This window comes from Spirosoma pulveris (genome assembly GCF_054781875.1).
The window spans coordinates 178292-194732 of the sequence record NZ_BAAGTO010000004.1 but is presented as its reverse complement, the minus strand read 5'-3'; the positions used below and the strand labels follow the sequence as shown (position 1 = coordinate 194732).

General features: G+C 49.0%; 15 protein-coding genes and 1 CRISPR repeat array. Of the genes, 7 read left to right on the top strand and 8 right to left on the bottom strand.

Annotated features, from left to right (window positions below; genetic code table 11):
- The first annotated feature begins 147 nt into the window (after positions 1-147).
- Positions 148-720: a hypothetical protein gene (locus tag ACYVJM_RS16705; RefSeq protein WP_461149367.1), complete on the top strand. Its 573-nt coding sequence runs from the start codon at positions 148-150 to the stop codon at positions 718-720.
- On the opposite strand, the gene ACYVJM_RS16700 is transcribed toward ACYVJM_RS16705, so the two are convergent.
- Entirely contained in the window at positions 717-2897 is a 2181-nt protein-coding gene (locus ACYVJM_RS16700; RefSeq protein ID WP_461149366.1) for a tetratricopeptide repeat-containing sensor histidine kinase, read from the bottom strand. The genes ACYVJM_RS16705 and ACYVJM_RS16700 overlap by 4 nt on opposite strands.
- A gap of 519 nt (positions 2898-3416) precedes the next feature.
- On the opposite strand from ACYVJM_RS16700, the gene ACYVJM_RS16695 reads away from it, so the two are divergent.
- The 3 genes from ACYVJM_RS16695 to nth all read left to right on the top strand — a co-directional run bounded on the left by ACYVJM_RS16695 (position 3417) and on the right by nth (position 5020).
- A complete protein-coding gene (locus ACYVJM_RS16695; protein WP_012930482.1) occupies positions 3417-4016 on the top strand; it encodes an RNA polymerase sigma factor in 600 nt (199 codons plus the stop codon).
- On the top strand, positions 3991-4242 hold the full coding sequence (locus ACYVJM_RS16690; RefSeq protein WP_461149365.1) for a hypothetical protein: 252 nt from the start codon (positions 3991-3993) through the stop codon (positions 4240-4242). The genes ACYVJM_RS16695 and ACYVJM_RS16690 overlap by 26 nt, the downstream gene beginning before the upstream one ends.
- A 124-nt stretch (positions 4243-4366) precedes the next feature.
- Positions 4367-5020: an endonuclease III gene (nth, locus tag ACYVJM_RS16685; protein ID WP_461149364.1), complete on the top strand. Its 654-nt coding sequence runs from the start codon at positions 4367-4369 to the stop codon at positions 5018-5020.
- A 44-nt stretch (positions 5021-5064) separates the two neighbouring features.
- Here the strand turns inward: nth and ACYVJM_RS16680 are convergent, their stop codons facing one another.
- A complete protein-coding gene (locus ACYVJM_RS16680; protein WP_461149363.1) occupies positions 5065-5484 on the bottom strand; it encodes a nucleoside-diphosphate kinase in 420 nt (139 codons plus the stop codon).
- A gap of 281 nt (positions 5485-5765) precedes the next feature.
- On the opposite strand from ACYVJM_RS16680, the gene ACYVJM_RS16675 reads away from it, so the two are divergent.
- From ACYVJM_RS16675 to rdgB, 3 genes are all read left to right on the top strand, one after another.
- Entirely contained in the window at positions 5766-6797 is a 1032-nt protein-coding gene (locus tag ACYVJM_RS16675) for a DHH family phosphoesterase (protein WP_461149362.1), read from the top strand.
- Positions 6798-6914: 117 nt separating this feature from the next.
- Entirely contained in the window at positions 6915-7829 is a 915-nt protein-coding gene (locus tag ACYVJM_RS16670; RefSeq protein WP_461149361.1) for an FKBP-type peptidyl-prolyl cis-trans isomerase, read from the top strand.
- Positions 7830-7892: 63 nt separating this feature from the next.
- Positions 7893-8486, top strand: a complete 594-nt coding sequence (gene rdgB / locus ACYVJM_RS16665; protein ID WP_461149360.1) for an RdgB/HAM1 family non-canonical purine NTP pyrophosphatase — start codon at positions 7893-7895, stop codon at positions 8484-8486.
- Between the two features lie 90 nt (positions 8487-8576).
- Here the strand turns inward: rdgB and ACYVJM_RS16660 are convergent, their stop codons facing one another.
- The 6 genes from ACYVJM_RS16660 to cas1 form a co-directional block, all read right to left on the bottom strand.
- Positions 8577-10697 carry a peptidylprolyl isomerase gene (locus ACYVJM_RS16660; RefSeq protein ID WP_461149359.1) on the bottom strand — a complete coding sequence of 707 codons (2121 nt, stop codon included), beginning with the start codon at positions 10695-10697 and terminating at the stop codon, positions 8577-8579.
- Between the two features lie 181 nt (positions 10698-10878).
- The gene (locus ACYVJM_RS16655; protein ID WP_461149358.1) at positions 10879-11430 is read right to left on the bottom strand and encodes a sll1863 family stress response protein; all 552 of its coding nucleotides are present in this window, start codon (positions 11428-11430) and stop codon (positions 10879-10881) included.
- 111 nt (positions 11431-11541) lie between these two features.
- Positions 11542-12162, bottom strand: coding sequence for a thioredoxin family protein (locus ACYVJM_RS16650; protein ID WP_461149357.1), 621 nt, complete (start codon positions 12160-12162; stop codon positions 11542-11544).
- Between the two features lie 176 nt (positions 12163-12338).
- Positions 12339-14240: direct repeats of the CRISPR family, unit length 37 nt; unit sequence GTTTCAATCCTTCTTCTCGTGGATTAGCCTCTGGAAT.
- 196 nt (positions 14241-14436) lie between these two features.
- Positions 14437-15024, bottom strand: coding sequence for a CRISPR-associated protein Cas4 (cas4, locus tag ACYVJM_RS16645; RefSeq protein ID WP_461149356.1), 588 nt, complete (start codon positions 15022-15024; stop codon positions 14437-14439).
- 2 nt (positions 15025-15026) lie between these two features.
- Positions 15027-15317 (bottom strand): CRISPR-associated endonuclease Cas2, encoded by a 291-nt coding sequence (gene cas2, locus ACYVJM_RS16640; RefSeq protein WP_461149355.1) that lies wholly within the window; start codon positions 15315-15317, stop codon positions 15027-15029.
- Entirely contained in the window at positions 15314-16402 is a 1089-nt protein-coding gene (gene cas1, locus ACYVJM_RS16635) for a CRISPR-associated endonuclease Cas1 (protein WP_461149354.1), read from the bottom strand. Before cas1 ends, cas2 begins: the two co-directional genes overlap by 4 nt.
- Positions 16403-16441 lie beyond the last annotated feature (39 nt).

Below are 16441 nucleotides of genomic sequence, written 5' to 3'. Positions count from 1 at the left end.
ACCAAACCACAAACTACAAACTGTTTACTTAGAAAGCGTTCTGACTGCAAATTTGGTTCAGAATTTGATTGCCCAAACCGATTTGTAAAAATTCGTGTTGGTGGTACCGGAAGGCCTATCTCTTTCGAGGCTATTTTAACCTGTTTTATGCGTTTTGTTTATCCCGTTCTTTTGCTATCCCTACTGTCAATCAGTGGTTGTACTAACCCCGCTCAGCCAAATCAACCGAATGTTTATTTCGATGTGCTGACGTACGTAAAAGGGCAAATCAGCGACCTTTCGACCCGGAAACCCCTTACCCGAAAGACGGTTGCCATCAACGAAAAACGTAATCAGCAAACGACGAACGAAATCAACTGGAGCCGTGAGCTGGAATTATTTACGCAGGTCGATATTAATAAACCTGCCCTCCGCAGCAGTTACCAGATAACCCGCCCCGATTCGCTGACCTACCAATACACACTCAAAAACTCGGAAGAGCGGCTAACGGTGCGGTCACTTCAGGTGCGGCTAGACTCGACCACCCGCAAGCCTAGCCGGATTGAGGCTGTTTTGCAGACAAAGAATCCATTGTATGCGTCGGAACGGCATCTTATCCTGAGCAGCGGGCCAACGGCCAATAACCAATGGGGATTACAGGAATACACGGTTTCGGGATTCCAGAAACTGCCCCTTTTCGACAAAAATGAGTTTCTGGTGAACGGAAAGGTTCAACCTTAAGCCGCTGTGAGGTTGGGCGAGACGGGCAGAATAAAAATAAAGGTCGTTCCCTCTCCCGCTTCGGAGTGAATTTCGTACCGGCCCCGAATCAGGTCCATCCGGGCCTGGATGTTATGAAGTCCCATGCCGGTTGCATTGGCCGGATTCATGCCGCAACCATTGTCCTTCACGATCATATTCAGTTCATTGTTGAACCGCCGGAACAGAATATCCGCTTCGGTAGCTTCCGAGTGCCGTAGAATATTACTGCAAAGTTCTATACAGATTGAATACAGGTTGAACTCGGCGGTCTTGTCCAGACGAGGTAATTCGGCATTATCCAGTCGAAAAATGATCTTCTGAGTAACGTTGAGCTTGTTGACCAGCCGCATTAGAGCTTCCGACAGCCCCTGCTTCTCCAACTCGTCGGGCTGCAAATTGTGCGACAGGTAGCGGATTTCGGCGAATGCCTCTTTGGTCATGTTGAGCAAATTATAATAAATCTGCTGTTCCCGGTCTGTCATGTGGGAAGGACTAAGAGCCGACATGCTGGTTTTGATAGCAGCCAGCAAGCCACCCAGACTGTCGTGCAGATCGGCGGCCATTCGTTTCCGTTCGAGCGTCTGCCCGCGCAGGAGCGCTTCTTCAATCTCGCGATTTTTGGCCCGCAACTGGTCATTGGCCAGCTTCAGCTCCACCGTTCGGGCAAACACTTTATCTTCCAAATCCCAGTTTAGACTTTCTATTTCTCGTTTCTGCCGATTGATCAGTCGATTTTTACGGTAATAGAGAACAACAAAACCCAGAAGCATGGCCAGGCCGCCTACCAGAATCACCCGCATCAGGTTAGCCTCTTCAATGTCGTGACTCAGTTTATCAATATGAGCCCGTTGTTCCAGCCGGGTTTTCTGTGCTTCAGCTTTTAGTCGTTCTGTTTCGATCCGCTGTTGCAGTTGCGTCATCCGGGTTTCACCGGCCAATTGCTCCCGTTCGGCTTCGGCCCGTAAGCGGGCTATTTCTGCCTGCCGACGCAGGTTAATAAATTGCTGCTGCTGAATAAGCCGCTCTTTATCGGCGGCTAGACGCACCTGATTGATGTCGTACTTCTTCTGCACTGCCGACAGTTCCTCAACCCGTTTAAGGCTTGTCAGACTGTCGCGGAGTACACTATACTCTTCATACATGGCCAGGGCTTTCGCGGGCTGATTAGCCAACCGATACGCCTGGTAGAGAGACTGCGTAGCGAGCTGGCGAATGCGTATAAATCCCGACTCCCGCGCAATAGCAACGGACTTTTCACCAAACTCAATGGCCAGGTCCGGTTTATTTATCAAGGTATATCCTTCAGACAGCCTTGCCCAAACGGCGGCCTGTCCAGCCCGGTCATGTAGCTGAGTCCACACAGCAAGGGCATCGTCAAAGAATTTGATTGCCTGTTCGGGCTGATGACGGCTGATAAAAAAATCGCCTAACCGCTCATTCGTATACGCTACATTTATTTGGGAGCGAGCCTCGATCGCCATCTGCCGGCTGGCTTCATACTGCTGGCGAGCCTGCTCATACTGGCCTCTAATTTCATACACTTCGCCAATTTGCGTAACAGCCTGGCTAATCAGCAGTTTGCGATTTTTTGGGGTTAGAGACGTATTAAACCCAAGCAGGGTTTGGGAAAGGCGATAGCTTTGAAGGGCATTATCATATTCTTTCATCAGCAGATAAATATCCCCCATATTCATCTGCACCTGCCAGCGTGGAGAGCTTTCACGAGGCAGCTTTATGCACAGTTCCGATGCCCGCTGGTTAATCCGCAGTGCCTGAGGGTAATCACCTTTAACCGTTCGAAGGTAGTATTCCTGTAACATCAAGCCCCGCACAGCGTATAACGTATTATGGTAGCGTAAGGCCTGATCGACCAATTGAGAAGCATATATAAAACTACTATCCCGCTGCTCACCGCGCATCTGTTTAAACACAAGGGCCATAAACCGGAGTCCTTCCAGACGTGCCGTATCCGTACTCAGGCTACGCGGCAAGGTAGCCGCCATTTGCCGATAGGTACGACCAAGAGTCAATAAACTATCCATGTATACGGTATCCCCCCGCCGATCAAAATTCAGTTCCGGCAGTTTTGGATGCAGTTGCCCAAAGCAGGTAGCGCCCCACCCCAGCAACAGAATAAAAAGCCAATGTGATTTCATAGGGCACTTATCAGCTTACCCATTAGCTTATAAGAAGCTCTAAAGTAGTCATTTAGTATAGCAAATCAATAGTTTGTCTAAACTTTCCACCTTGTTAAAAACACTATTGATGTATCGGCAACATTAATTTGCCTCACCTGAAAGGACGGTAAACGCACGAAGTTGCGGGCAGACTTTAATGCAGCGACTGCAAACTTGTCAACTTTAAAAAAAAGTTAAATTTATTTTAAACTAATCGCCCGATTTTGGAATCTATACTATAGAATCAGACGTAAGTACAATAATTTCCAAGAATAAGCTAGGTTTGCAAGTATAATTGCTACTTTTTCACGTAATTTGTTTAATTAATTTTTTTTGCTGAAAAAAGTACCGTTTGGCAGATTTTTTGCACCGATTACTTGCAGTTAAATGCCTTTTTTTAGTACTTTTAAGGCTGGAACAAGGAAAATTTTCAAAAAACATAACTCCTCCATACACTATCGGAACACTGCTCTACGTTACCTAATTGTCTTACTGAAAATGGAAAAAGCCCAGGTAAACGACAGTGAGTTGATTTCCCTGTACATCCGTGGTAATGAAAAAGCCTTTGCCAAATTAGTGCAACGGCACAAATCGAAAATTTACACCACTATATACCTGATTGTCAAAGATCAGTACATTGCGGAAGACCTAATGCAAGACACGTTCATCAAGGCCGTGGATACCATTAAGTCGGGTAAATATAACGAGGAGGGAAAATTTCTACCTTGGATCATTCGAATTGCTCACAACTTGGCCATTGACTATTTCCGAAAAGATAAACGCTACCCCAGTGTGGTGTTTGAAGACGGAAGCAGTGTTTTCAATACGCTTGAGTTTGCGGAGGATTCAGTTGAATCACTCCAGATTCGACAGGAAACACACGAGCATTTGCGCGAGTTGATACAGCGATTGCCAGAACAACAGCGTCAGGTGCTTATCATGCGGCACTACGAGGAAATGAGTTTCCAAGAGATTGCCGATGCAACCGGCGTCAGCATCAACACGGCTTTGGGACGTATGCGTTATGCGTTAATTAATTTGCGCAAACAACTGAGCAAACGTTCGCCGAGTTATGATAAAAACATTTACCCAAGATGATGTAGTCCGGTATGTCTATGAGGAGACCTCACCCGAGGAAAACCTGCTCATTGAAGACGCTTTAATGTCTGAACCGGACCTGATGACGTTTTTCCTCGAAGCCCTCGAATTAAGGGCTTTGATGAACAGAATTGAACGTCAGCCACGTGTCAACACGGTTCAATCAATTCTCAATTATTCAAAAAACCATCCGGCAAACCCGCCTGCTAAGTTACGACATACGTAACTGGCAGATGGGTTTACTATGTAACGTGGTCGAAAGGCCGCACGGCCGAAGGCTAAGCTATAGCTATTGTAGTTACAGTTTAGCCTTCGGCTATGCGACGTTATGGCTATGCTACGCTACAACTATGCAGAAAAAAGAACGGTTTCGGCGTTTTATTGAGTATTTCACAGAGCATTACCCCGACCCAAAAACAGAACTTCACTTTAGCAATCCATACGAATTACTGGTAGCGGTAATTCTGTCGGCTCAGTGTACAGATAAACGTATCAATCAGATCTCACCGGCTCTCTTCGCCCGATTTCCGGAAGCCGAGTCGCTGGCTGCGGCTTCGGTTGAAGAGGTATTCTCTTATATACGGAGTGTTTCGTACCCTAACAACAAGGCAAAACACCTGGTTGGAATGGCCAATGCGTTAATGAATCGGTTTGGAGGAGAAATTCCGGCCACCGTAGAGGAGCTACAGACCTTACCCGGCGTTGGCCGTAAGACAGCCCACGTAATACTGTCGATTGTCTATAACGAACCGACAATGGCCGTCGACACGCACGTGTTTCGTGTATCGCACCGACTCGGGTTGGCTCCATTAACGGCAAACACACCGCTGGCTGTGGAGAAAGCACTCACGGCGCACATTCCAAAACAACACGTTCCCAAGGCGCACCACTGGCTCATTTTGCATGGTCGCTACGTGTGCCTCGCCCGCGCCCCCAAATGCGACGTGTGCGCATTGAAGGAGTTTTGTAAGTATTATTCTAAAATAGGAGTGAGGAGTTGCTGACACATGTATTTCGCCAGTGCGTCAGCAACTCCTCGCTCCTACTACTAAAACTCCTCCGTCGAAGCAAAGAAGAAATTGCCTTCAATCGCTGCATTCTCGTCTGAATCGGAACCGTGAATGGCGTTCGATTCTATTGACTTGGCATACAGCTTCCGGATGGTGCCTTCTTCGGCCTGCGCTGGATTGGTAGCACCAATGAGCTTGCGAAAATCAGCAACAGCGTTTTCTTTTTCCAGAATCATCGGTACAATAGCACCAGACGACATGTAGTCACAAAGACCCTGGTAAAATGGCCGTTCGCTGTGTACAGCATAAAACTGACCAGCCCGTTCGCCCGTGAGCTGCGTTTTTTTCATTGCTACAATGCGGAAGCCCGCTTCTTCAATCATCTTGATAATTGCACCAATATGCCCGTCTGCTACGGCATCGGGCTTAATCATCGTGAACGTTCGGTTCGTTGCCATTCTAAGTTTTTCTGTTCGAGATTTATTTTTCTGCGTGAGTTCCTTCTATGTACGAAGCGCTCACCCAGTTTATGCAGTACTGTCAATTCGACTAACCTGCGTAGCTTGGGGCAAAGGTAGGGTTTTACCGGCTAATGTGTACGTAGACCGGGAAGGAGCGGTGCATGCACCGTCAAAAGACAGTCAACGCGACAAACTTGCCGGGCATCGGGGCAAATCGTCTGTCGGAATTAGTATTATTCGTACTTTTGAGTTTCGATTATGGCTGTGGCCATTTGTATATGCAAGATATTGACGCAATTGGCGCGATTATCGGACTACCGCCCGGCGGAGCCGCCCGAAACGTGCTGATTACCACTCACCAGAACCCCGATGCCGATGCCATGGGATCATCGCTGGGGCTGGCGGGCTACCTTCGTAAGAAAGGTCATCTGGTAACGGTTGTTACACCGACCGACTACTCCCAGAATTTACACTGGATGTCCGGCAACGAAAACGTTATTGCGTTTGATGAGAAAGTGCGTGTGTCGGTCAGTGAGTTATTTGAGCGGGCAGATGTTATCTTTTGTCTCGACTTTTCAGCACTCGAACGTATCCGCGAGCTGGCACCCATGGTGCGGCAGTCAAGGGCACGTAAAATTCTGATCGATCATCACCTCGAACCGGAATCATTTGCCGACCTGGCCCTGTGGGACCCGACGGCAGCCGCAACGGCCGAACTGGTTTTCCAGCTTATTGTCGCCCTGGGCGACAAACACCTGATCGATGTGCCCATTGCAGAATGCCTCTATTCGGGATTAATGACCGATACCGGGTCTTTTCGGCATCCCAACACCACGGGTAATGTCCACCGCATGGCCGCCGAACTGGTGGATTTGCAGATCGACGTTAGCAGCATCCACCGGCGTATTTTCGACAACGTAACCCTCGATAAGTTTCGGTTGCTGGGATACGTTCTGAACGAAAAACTCAAGGTATTACCCGAGTATAAGTTTGCCTACATTACCCTGACCGACGCCGAACTAAAGCGATATCGCTCGAAAACCGGCGACACGGAAGGGATGGTAAATTATGCTCTGGCAGTTGACGGCGTAGTTATGGCCGCTATTTTAATCGACCGGAATGATGAAATTCGTATGTCGTTTCGTTCTATAGGTAATTTCTCCGTCCGGGATCTGGCCAGTAAGCATTTTAATGGCGGAGGGCATCGAAATGCAGCCGGTGGACGTACTAAATTGTCCCTTGCCGATACCGAACAGAAACTTTTGACCGTATTACCCGAGTACCAGCAATTGCTGCTGGAAACAGTATAGAAAAATTTACGGTAATCGGTTTGCAGTTTACGGTAGTAAGCCGATGCAGTGCGAGTATTCCCGTAAACGATGAATCCAGTACCGTAAACATCTTACGTATAAACCAAGTAATCTCACATGTCTCTTAAAAATTTCGGGAAAGCCGCCCTACTCGTCGCTGTTGTAGCGGCCTGCGGTAAAAACCGCCAACAGGTGACGGAAAACGGCCTGAAGTACACAATTCACGAGCAAACAGAAGGGAATCGTAAAGGTAAGGTTGGTGATATTCTGACCCTGCACCTGACTCTGATGAATAACAAGGATTCTGTTCTGCGCGATACCCACAAAGAAGGCACTCCGTTCCAGATGTTGTTGCAGGTACCGCCTTTCAAAGGATCGTATGAAGAAGGGTTAACCATGCTGGGAAAAGGTGATAGCGCTACATTCTACGTTAGCGCCGACTCGCTGTTTACCAAAGCCATGCAACCCCTGCCTCCAGGTGTGCAAAAAGGCACCGACATTGGGATTGCGGTGAAGATCCTGAATGTACAGACCGAAGACGAGTATAAGAAAGCACAGGCGGCTGATTTTGATAGGCAGAAAGGCGTTGACGCGAAAATTATCGAAAACTACATCGCTAAAAACGGTTTGGCCGGTAAAGCCCAGAAAACAGAATCGGGGGTTTATTACGTAGTCACCAAGCCGGGTACTGGCCCCACACCCAATAAAGGTGATGTCGTGCAGGTGCATTATACCGGTAAACTCCTGGACGGCAAAGTATTCGACAGCTCACGCACAAACCCACAGGCGGGTGGAAAGCCAGCTCAGTTCCAAATTGGGGTTGGCATGGTCATTCCAGGCTGGGAAGAAGGTGTAAGCAAGCTACATAAAGGCGAATCGGCTACGCTGATTATTCCGTCTACGCTGGCTTATGGCCCACGTGGCAATCAGGGTATTGCGCCGAACTCGGTTCTGTTGTTCGACATCGACCTGATCGATATCCAGAAAGGTCAGCCCGGACAGCCCGGCGGTATGCCGCAGCCCGGCCGGTAAGTATTCCTTTATTCTACGAAAGCCGTTTGCAGTTATCGCTGCAAACGGCTTTTTTTGTTTACTATGGAACTTTGCTTTGCCACGAACAACCAACATAAATTAGCCGAAGTGGCCGCTAAACTCGGCGGCTCATTCACGCTTAAAACCCTTCAGGACATCGGTTGTACCGATGAGTTGCCCGAAACATCCGGGACAATTCCGGGCAACTCACGCCAGAAAGCCGATTACGTCTGGACGCATTTTGGTGTTTCCTGTTTTGCTGATGACTCCGGTCTGGAAGTCGACGCGCTGAACGGCGAGCCAGGCGTCGATTCGGCCTTTTACTCCGGTAGCCGGGATAGTGAAAGGAACATTCAGAAGCTATTGGCCAATCTGACCAATAAGCCCAGCCGCAAGGCACGGTTTATAACCGTATTTACCCTGGTACTGCACGGGCGGGATGCCGGACCGGTCGTGCACCAATTCGAAGGTGTTATCGAGGGGCAGATTGTAACGGCACCACGCGGGTCGGGGGGCTTTGGCTATGACCCCGTCTTTCTGCCGGATGGCTACGACCGCACCTTCGCTGAAATGACGATCGACGAAAAAGGTTTGATCAGCCACCGGTCGCGGGCATTAACTAAAATGATAACGTATCTGCAGGAGCAGGTTAAATAGCGCCCGTGGCGCGGGTGGGAACCTACGTTACGACAAAAAAGCCCCCGTCTGGAAGCAGACGGGGGCTTTTCATACATTGTTAATTAAACACTAATAGAACTTAGCCCGGCGGTCTTCAACTTTAGCCGCATCTTTAATGGCTTCGTTGATATAGAAACCAACACGTTGGGTATTGTTCTGCTGAATTTGCGTTTTGTAGAGCGCGTAATCGGCAATGGATGGAGCAGGCGTCACGGAAACTGTTTCCATGATTATAACACCACCTTCGCTGGCAAATGGCTTCGTACGCTTACCGGGTTTCAGACCAAACGCTTTTCCGAGGGCAACAGGATCAACACCGGCGCTGCGGAGAAAACCCGTTGCCAGGTTAACATCCTCAACGGTTTCAACCAGAGCACCGGCACCGTACTTCTGCGAAATGGATTCCAGCGTACCGCTGGCGTTACCAAGTTTGCTGATGATCTGCTCGCCTTTCAGTTCGTTGCGAACTTTAGCCGTCAGTTCATTCCGGAAATCGTTGATGCTCACTTTGTCTTTCGACGTCTTGTTGGTCAGGACGGCAATAACATACTGATCACCTACTTCAAACGGCTCCGACACCGTGTTTATGTCCGTTTTATCGTTAAACGCCCACCGAACGATCTGCCGCACTTCCGAACCCGTTAGCGCATTAATCTGGTTAGCACCTTCCGGAATACGATCGGCCGTAGCCACAACCAGCGATTTATCTTCTTTCACCTTGGCGTCAAACTCTTCTTTGGAGTGTACATCCGAAGCAAACTGATCTGCTTTGCGCAGCGCTTCATCGCGGGTGGTCTGGCTTGGCGTGATTGCCTTACCAATGGCCGCTATGCGGTAAAGTACATTCGTTTTTGGCTGCGTCACATTGATGATATGGTATCCAAACTCAGTTTCGATCAGGCGGGGAATCAACCCAGCCGACGTAGCACCGAACACGGCCGTTTCAAACGGCTTCACCATCTGGCCATTATTCTTGAAATAACCCAGATCGCCACCCACCGAACGGGAACCGTCATCGCTGTTGGTTTGAGCCAGGGCTTCGAAGCTGGCACCACCCTGAATCTGCTTCAGGATGCCTTCTGCCCGGCGACGTGCATCAGCTTTGGCTGAATCCGCCAACCCTTTCGTTTGAATCAGGATGTGGCTGGCACGGGCCGTGTAACTGGTATCGCGCTTGGTACCGCCGTATTTATAAATAAAATAGGTGTTTCCTTCGCGGAAAGGTCCATAAATACCACCGGGAGCAAACGTTGGAATGGCAGCCCGAAGTTGTTCCGGCATTTCGCCAGCCGTTAGGTAAAGGGGTACCCGAACGTCGCTATTTTGCTGGGCAAAAGTCGAATCGTTGGTAGCAGCACCTAGGCCACGAGCCAGGGATTTAATTTGTGTATACAGGGCTGAGCTGTCTTCTTTGGACGGAGCGACCGAGAATGTCACATACTGAATAGACCGGCTATCTGCACCAGGGTATTCATCTTTATGCTTCGAAAGGTAATCTTCCAGTTGCGAATCCGTCACTTTCACCGTCGTGTCGTTGATGGTGTAGTAGGGCACGAACAGGAATTTCACGTTCGCTTTTGTATTCTGCGCCTGGTACTCTTTCTGTGCTTCGGCCGTGGTGGCAAAAACCGATAGGCGCATCAAGCCTTCGTACTTTTCACGCAGTCGATCTGAAGCCAGGTTTTTCTCAAAACCAGCCCAGGCAGCCTGTTGCTGAGCCGGTAAGTTTTTCAGGCCTTTGAGGTAACTGATAATAGAGCTTTTGTCGAACACACCGGTTTGCGGGTTCGTGAACGCCTGACGAACGGCCGGGCTGATATTGTTCCCCTGCACCATGTCGACCAGTTCCTCACTTGTGACTTTGAGGCCCAGTTTGTCGAACTCTTTCTGATAGGCGATTTCAAACAGAAGCTGATTCCAGGCCTGCTCCCGGATCTGTACGAGATCCTGCTCAGCAGGCGCCCGGCCGCTTTGTTGTTCAAACTGCGCCCTCAGCTCGTCCACTTTGGCATTGAAATCCTGATAATCAATGGATTGTCCAGCAATCTCACCAACTTCCTGCTGGTTTCCGCCGAAGAGCAAACTACGGCCTCCGAGCAAATCACCACCCACAATGAACAGAATCAAACTGACGGCAATAATACCAACAGCCAGTCCCGAACGTTCTCTGATCTTATTAATGACAGACATTTCGCTTTTAACAGTCAATTTAGCCCGCAAAATAACAATTTTCCCCGTTGGAATACAAGAGATAACTGTATATCTATCCTCAAATCTGAGGAAAAGGCTCTACACTCTTCTAAACAAATAAGGTGCCGACTTTTCCATGAAAGCCAGCACCTTATCAAGTTTGGTAACGAAAATGCGTTGTTTAGTTGTTATCTCGCTTCAGCTTGTCGCCTGCTTTATCAAACGCATCGCCTATTTCGCGGCCAGCCTGTTTGAATCCTGATTTAACATCCTGCCAAGCATCGGCTGTCGCGTTTTTAGCGTGGTCGATATCTTCGCCCAGTTCTTTCCGTTGCTCTTCCAGCTTTTCGCGCTGCCGATCTGTTTCAGCTTTCGCCTTATCACTTTGTTTATCAGCTTTTGCCTTTAATTCATCGATTTTAGCATCCAGTTTATCCTTCTGAACGTTCATTTTGGCCACTGCCTCATCCCGTTCGCGCCGGAAGTCGGCGGCTACTTCATCGGATTTGGCTTCGGCCTTATCCCCCGTTTCTTTCAAATCTTCGCGGGCTTCAGCCGTTGCATCTTTGGTATCGGCCGAGATCGCATCCCCGGTCTTCTCGAGAGCATCTTCCGTACGCGACTCGTTCTTGTTGTCTGATCCGCAAGCCTGCAGTAATGCCAATGAAGCTACCAGCATAAGCGTACCGGCCGTGTTCTTGATTCGTGTTAGTGTTAATGGATGTTTGATCATAATCGTATTGAGTAAGTTGATTCTCACGAACTGGTTCGCAAATGATATGCCAGAAATCCGGTTTGTGTAGTACCGACCTGGGCTTTCGGTACTACACAAACCGGATTTCTCTTAGTTTTTCCACTTGATAGCGCAACCAATAGGCTTGGTAATGGGCGACTGCACCGGCCGGCCGGCCAGCAGACTACTGACGGCTTCGTCGATGTACCGACGTTGTACGCTGCTTCCGTCCTGAGGGCTGTCATCAATCGTTCCTACGTATTCAACAATGAACTGCCCACCTGTTTGCTTCAGCACAAACACTTCGGGTGTACGGGTAGCGCCGAAAGCCTTAGCCGTTGTCTGCGTCTCGTCCATTCCATAAGCAAATGGGTAGTTCTTTTCGCGTGAGCGAACCTGCATATTCTGAAACGAGTCGTCATCATACGCTTTGGGATCGTTGGGCATGATGGCGAGCACCGGATACCCTTGCGTCGCGAATTTTCGGTCAAGACCAATCAGACGGTCTTCGTAGGCTTTCGCAAACGGGCAATGGTTGCTCATGAAGACTACAATTACGCCCCGCTGGTCTTTATAATCGGCCAGGGTAATCTGGCGGCTATCCACATTCTTAAGCCGAAAATCGGCTACGGCATCCCCCAAATTATATCCTTTGGAGCTCTGCGCCACAACCGGCAGTGTGAATGCTAACAGCAGGGTGGCAGTACAAATCCAACTCAGGAATGATTTCATTATGATTTTCGCTACGTTTAGCCATTAGATAACAAACGTAGCAGAAAGATTAACGTGTACCTGTATAAACGAGGGGTACGGTATGGAAAACAAGTTAAAAGCAGCGTTTGCGATTCGGCGAAAGGCGTTGATAATCTGCTATTGTTCTTCATCAGTTTTTCCACCAGACCCTTCCCGTTTCAATCCTTCTTCTCGTGGATTAGCCTCTGGAATGTCGCAAATCCGATCAATGTGGGAACACGCATATATAGTTTCAATCCTTCTTCTCGTGGATTAGCCTCTGGAATTGTTGATAGGGCTGTTTCTGTTTGCCCAGCCTGAAGGTTTCAATCCTTCTTCTCGTGGATTAGCCTCTGGAATACCCCGGAGTCGTCCTTTTTGGCCGTGTACAGGCTGTGTTTCAATCCTTCTTCTCGTGGATTAGCCTCTGGAATAAAGTTGCCGTTATTGGTGCCGAGAGACCAATAACGTTTCAATCCTTCTTCTCGTGGATTAGCCTCTGGAATTGCTCGATACCTCCGTTCCGCCGTCTGCTCGTTTGGGTTTCAATCCTTCTTCTCGTGGATTAGCCTCTGGAATAGTGCCACTTCCAGTATCGATACGTCAAGTTAATCGTTTCAATCCTTCTTCTCGTGGATTAGCCTCTGGAATACCGTCAGTACCACATCAGCCAACGTCATGTCATCGGTTTCAATCCTTCTTCTCGTGGATTAGCCTCTGGAATTCGCCTTTTTCAATACCCGGTATCCGGCATCGTCGAGTTTCAATCCTTCTTCTCGTGGATTAGCCTCTGGAATATCGACGGGCTGGATTTCTACCAGACGATCGCCAACCGTTTCAATCCTTCTTCTCGTGGATTAGCCTCTGGAATACTGTGATCTTATAGCAATCCCTTGGGTTGACGAGCGTTTCAATCCTTCTTCTCGTGGATTAGCCTCTGGAATGCGTCCGTTCAGATTGGCGATCGTCTGATAGAAATCGTTTCAATCCTTCTTCTCGTGGATTAGCCTCTGGAATCGACTCTCCGAAAGATCATGACCAACTACCTGACAGGTTTCAATCCTTCTTCTCGTGGATTAGCCTCTGGAATATTTGTCTGTCAAATCACAGCAACGATATTATTAGGGTTTCAATCCTTCTTCTCGTGGATTAGCCTCTGGAATGGCTTAAGTATCGGATGAAGATTTGCCCGATCTAAAAGTTTCAATCCTTCTTCTCGTGGATTAGCCTCTGGAATTCCCCTTTCCTCTGTCCCGTACCGAGTCTTTGTGTGGTTTCAATCCTTCTTCTCGTGGATTAGCCTCTGGAATAGCACCGGGGAGGGTGTAGACCCTTCCCCAGTTGTCGTAGTTTCAATCCTTCTTCTCGTGGATTAGCCTCTGGAATATATGTTCGGGCGATTCTTTGGCCCGAAGCTGATTGGTTTCAATCCTTCTTCTCGTGGATTAGCCTCTGGAATTATTCTTTTGGGTAGCTAGTAGCTGTTTTTGAAACTGTTTCAATCCTTCTTCTCGTGGATTAGCCTCTGGAATTGAGCTCGTGGATTAGCCTCTGGAATTGAGAAAGCGAAATCAAGCATTTCTGGTATGACTGGTTTCAATCCTTCTTCTCGTGGATTAGCCTCTGGAATGCTCCACATGAATCGGCTCAGCCGAACCGTGACGAAGTTTCAATCCTTCTTCTCGTGGATTAGCCTCTGGAATGTTTGGCGGCCAACTGCCGGTCAGTGTAGTTGTAGACGGTAGGGCGGTTTCAATCCTTCTTCTCGTGGATTAGCCTCTGGAATTTAAGGTTGTTGGCGAGAACCGTTTACCAGATAACAGTTTCAATCCTTCTTCTCGTGGATTAGCCTCTGGAATTGCTCGATACCTCCGTTCCGCCGTCTGCTCGTTTGGGTTTCAATCCTTCTTCTCGTGGATTAGCCTCTGGAATATTATTCACAATTAACCTGTCACACGGTATGGCTACGTTTCAATCCTTCTTCTCGTGGATTAGCCTCTGGAATTATCGACTACGTACAGAAGATGACCGACAGAACCATGTTTCAATCCTTCTTCTCGTGGATTAGCCTCTGGAATACGTCGGGAGCCGTAATTCGCTCATTGGCAAGGGAATAAACCCTTCCTGCGAATGCTCTTTTTTGTTTGTTAGCAGGTCAAAGTACATATAAAACGGGTAATTTCCAGGCGTTTTCCGTAAACATAACTTAATGACAATCAATAAATTAAAGCCCTTTTTCAAAGCTATCAAAATACGTTGCCATCCGGAATACGCCTACTTAATACAAATATTTCGGTATGTGCAAGTTACACAACGGGCTTTCGCCTTAGTAGCCTTCGGATAAAAATTTCGATCAATAATTATAAAAATCGCTTCGGCTGCCCGTTTTACTTCAGCTTTGTTCTCCTCGCGAATCGGCAGCTCCACCACCCGGTTGTTGCTACGCGTATACACGAGAAAACCCCGGTCAACCGGCCGACCGAAGTTCGCTTCTATGAGCCAGGCATAACAGTATAACTGTGTCCGGTATGTTTCAAACACCTTATCCTTGTACTCGGCAAACTTGTAATCCAGCGGAGCCATCGTCCTATCACCGAAGCCCAGCACCTCATCCACCACGCCCCGAATCAGCTCATTCGTCAGGTATTGATCGGCATACTTCTCCGTGACCGGTGCCCCCGGACGGCCAAGTCGTTTACGGAGGTAGTCTTTATTCCGCTCCAGCCGTTCGTCGTGCAGGTTCCGCCCCCGCATCACTTTGTAATTCTTTTCCTCATACTGTGGGATCGCCAACACATACTCGAAATACGTAAAACGCGGACAGAATAAATACTCGATGATGTGCGATGGAGTGAGGGTCATGGCTAAAAAAACAACGCCTTGATTTCGTCGGTGACTAATTTTTTGTCGAAGGCCTGCCCCAGCAAAGCCGTTTGCTGTAACTCGCCCCGACTCATCGAAAAAATATACACCTTGTCGGTGTCTTCGTCGATTAGCTCTTCCAGTTGAAGTTGCAGAGTGTCTTTCTGGTTCTGCGTCAGCGTACCCAGAAAACACGAAAACTGCACCCGGTACAAACCCACCTGCTGACAGCGTTTGGCCGCTTTCGTACGCGCCTTATCCTTAACAATATCGTAGAGTACCCACACAATCATAGCTTTACAAGGTCGGGCAGTCCACCCGTTTTACCGATGAGTTCGTTCGCAAACTGATGCGCGTCGAGTTGCATACAATGACTGCGGACGAGGTTCCGCCCCCGGTAGCGAATGGGGTCATTGTCCATAAATTCGTTGAAGGCATTCACCAGTAAAGCTTTGCCATCGGCATTCAGGGAGAGCCCGGCAGTGGTAGATACCGATGCCCGCGATCCTGCCACTTCACTCACGTGCGACCGGTCGGCACTCCTGATATTGACTTTTTTGGCCGTAAATAACCGAAACACCACTTCATCGACCCAACCCCGATACGGTTCAATGAAGTCATACACCATGCTCAGCTGATTGTAATCGTCGCGGTGCAGAAACCCCACATAGGGATCGAGCCCGGCCATCATCAGCGTTTTTTCGACTTTGCCGTAAAGCATACCGTAGCCGTAGTTCAGAAACCCGTTGAACGCATCCTGCGCGGGCCGACTGCTCCGCCCGTTGAACTGGTATTCTTTCGGCAACACATAACTCAGCGTCTCGAAATATAACCGACCCGCCGTACCCTCCAACCCGCGCAACGTATCGGCCACATCGGCTACACAGGTGGCACCTGCCGTTTGCCCACTTGCCGACGCCAGCGTACTGATCGACAGGGACAAGGCTTCCATACGGGTCAGTTTGTCGTCCAGAAAATCGGCATGTTGCGGACGGTGTTTTTTCAGTCCCCGAATAAAGCACGTCTGATTATCGAGCTTGCCCAGCAGCCAGGACCGCACCCACCGGAGCCCATCAGGCCCCAGACTAGCCTCTAACTGCCGCTTTCTGATTTTGGTGGTGCTCCCCAGCTTGGCGTGCCACACCCGCCCAATGGGGTCGCCCTGCTGCTCAATGAACACGATGTCAACGTTATGGCGCATGGCCAGCCGAACGGCATCCGTACTGAGCGAAGTGCCCGTCGCCAGCAGAATATGCGTCACCTTCTCGGCTGAGTAGGTCGCGTTGATGACTTTACCATCCTCGCCCTTCCGCCGAACGTCGAACATGGCATCTTTTACGTGCAGGTATGTCCCGTAGGTGCTGATGTGGAGTTGCATAAAAAGGGAGGAATGGGAGGAGGGAGAAAAGGCGAGAAA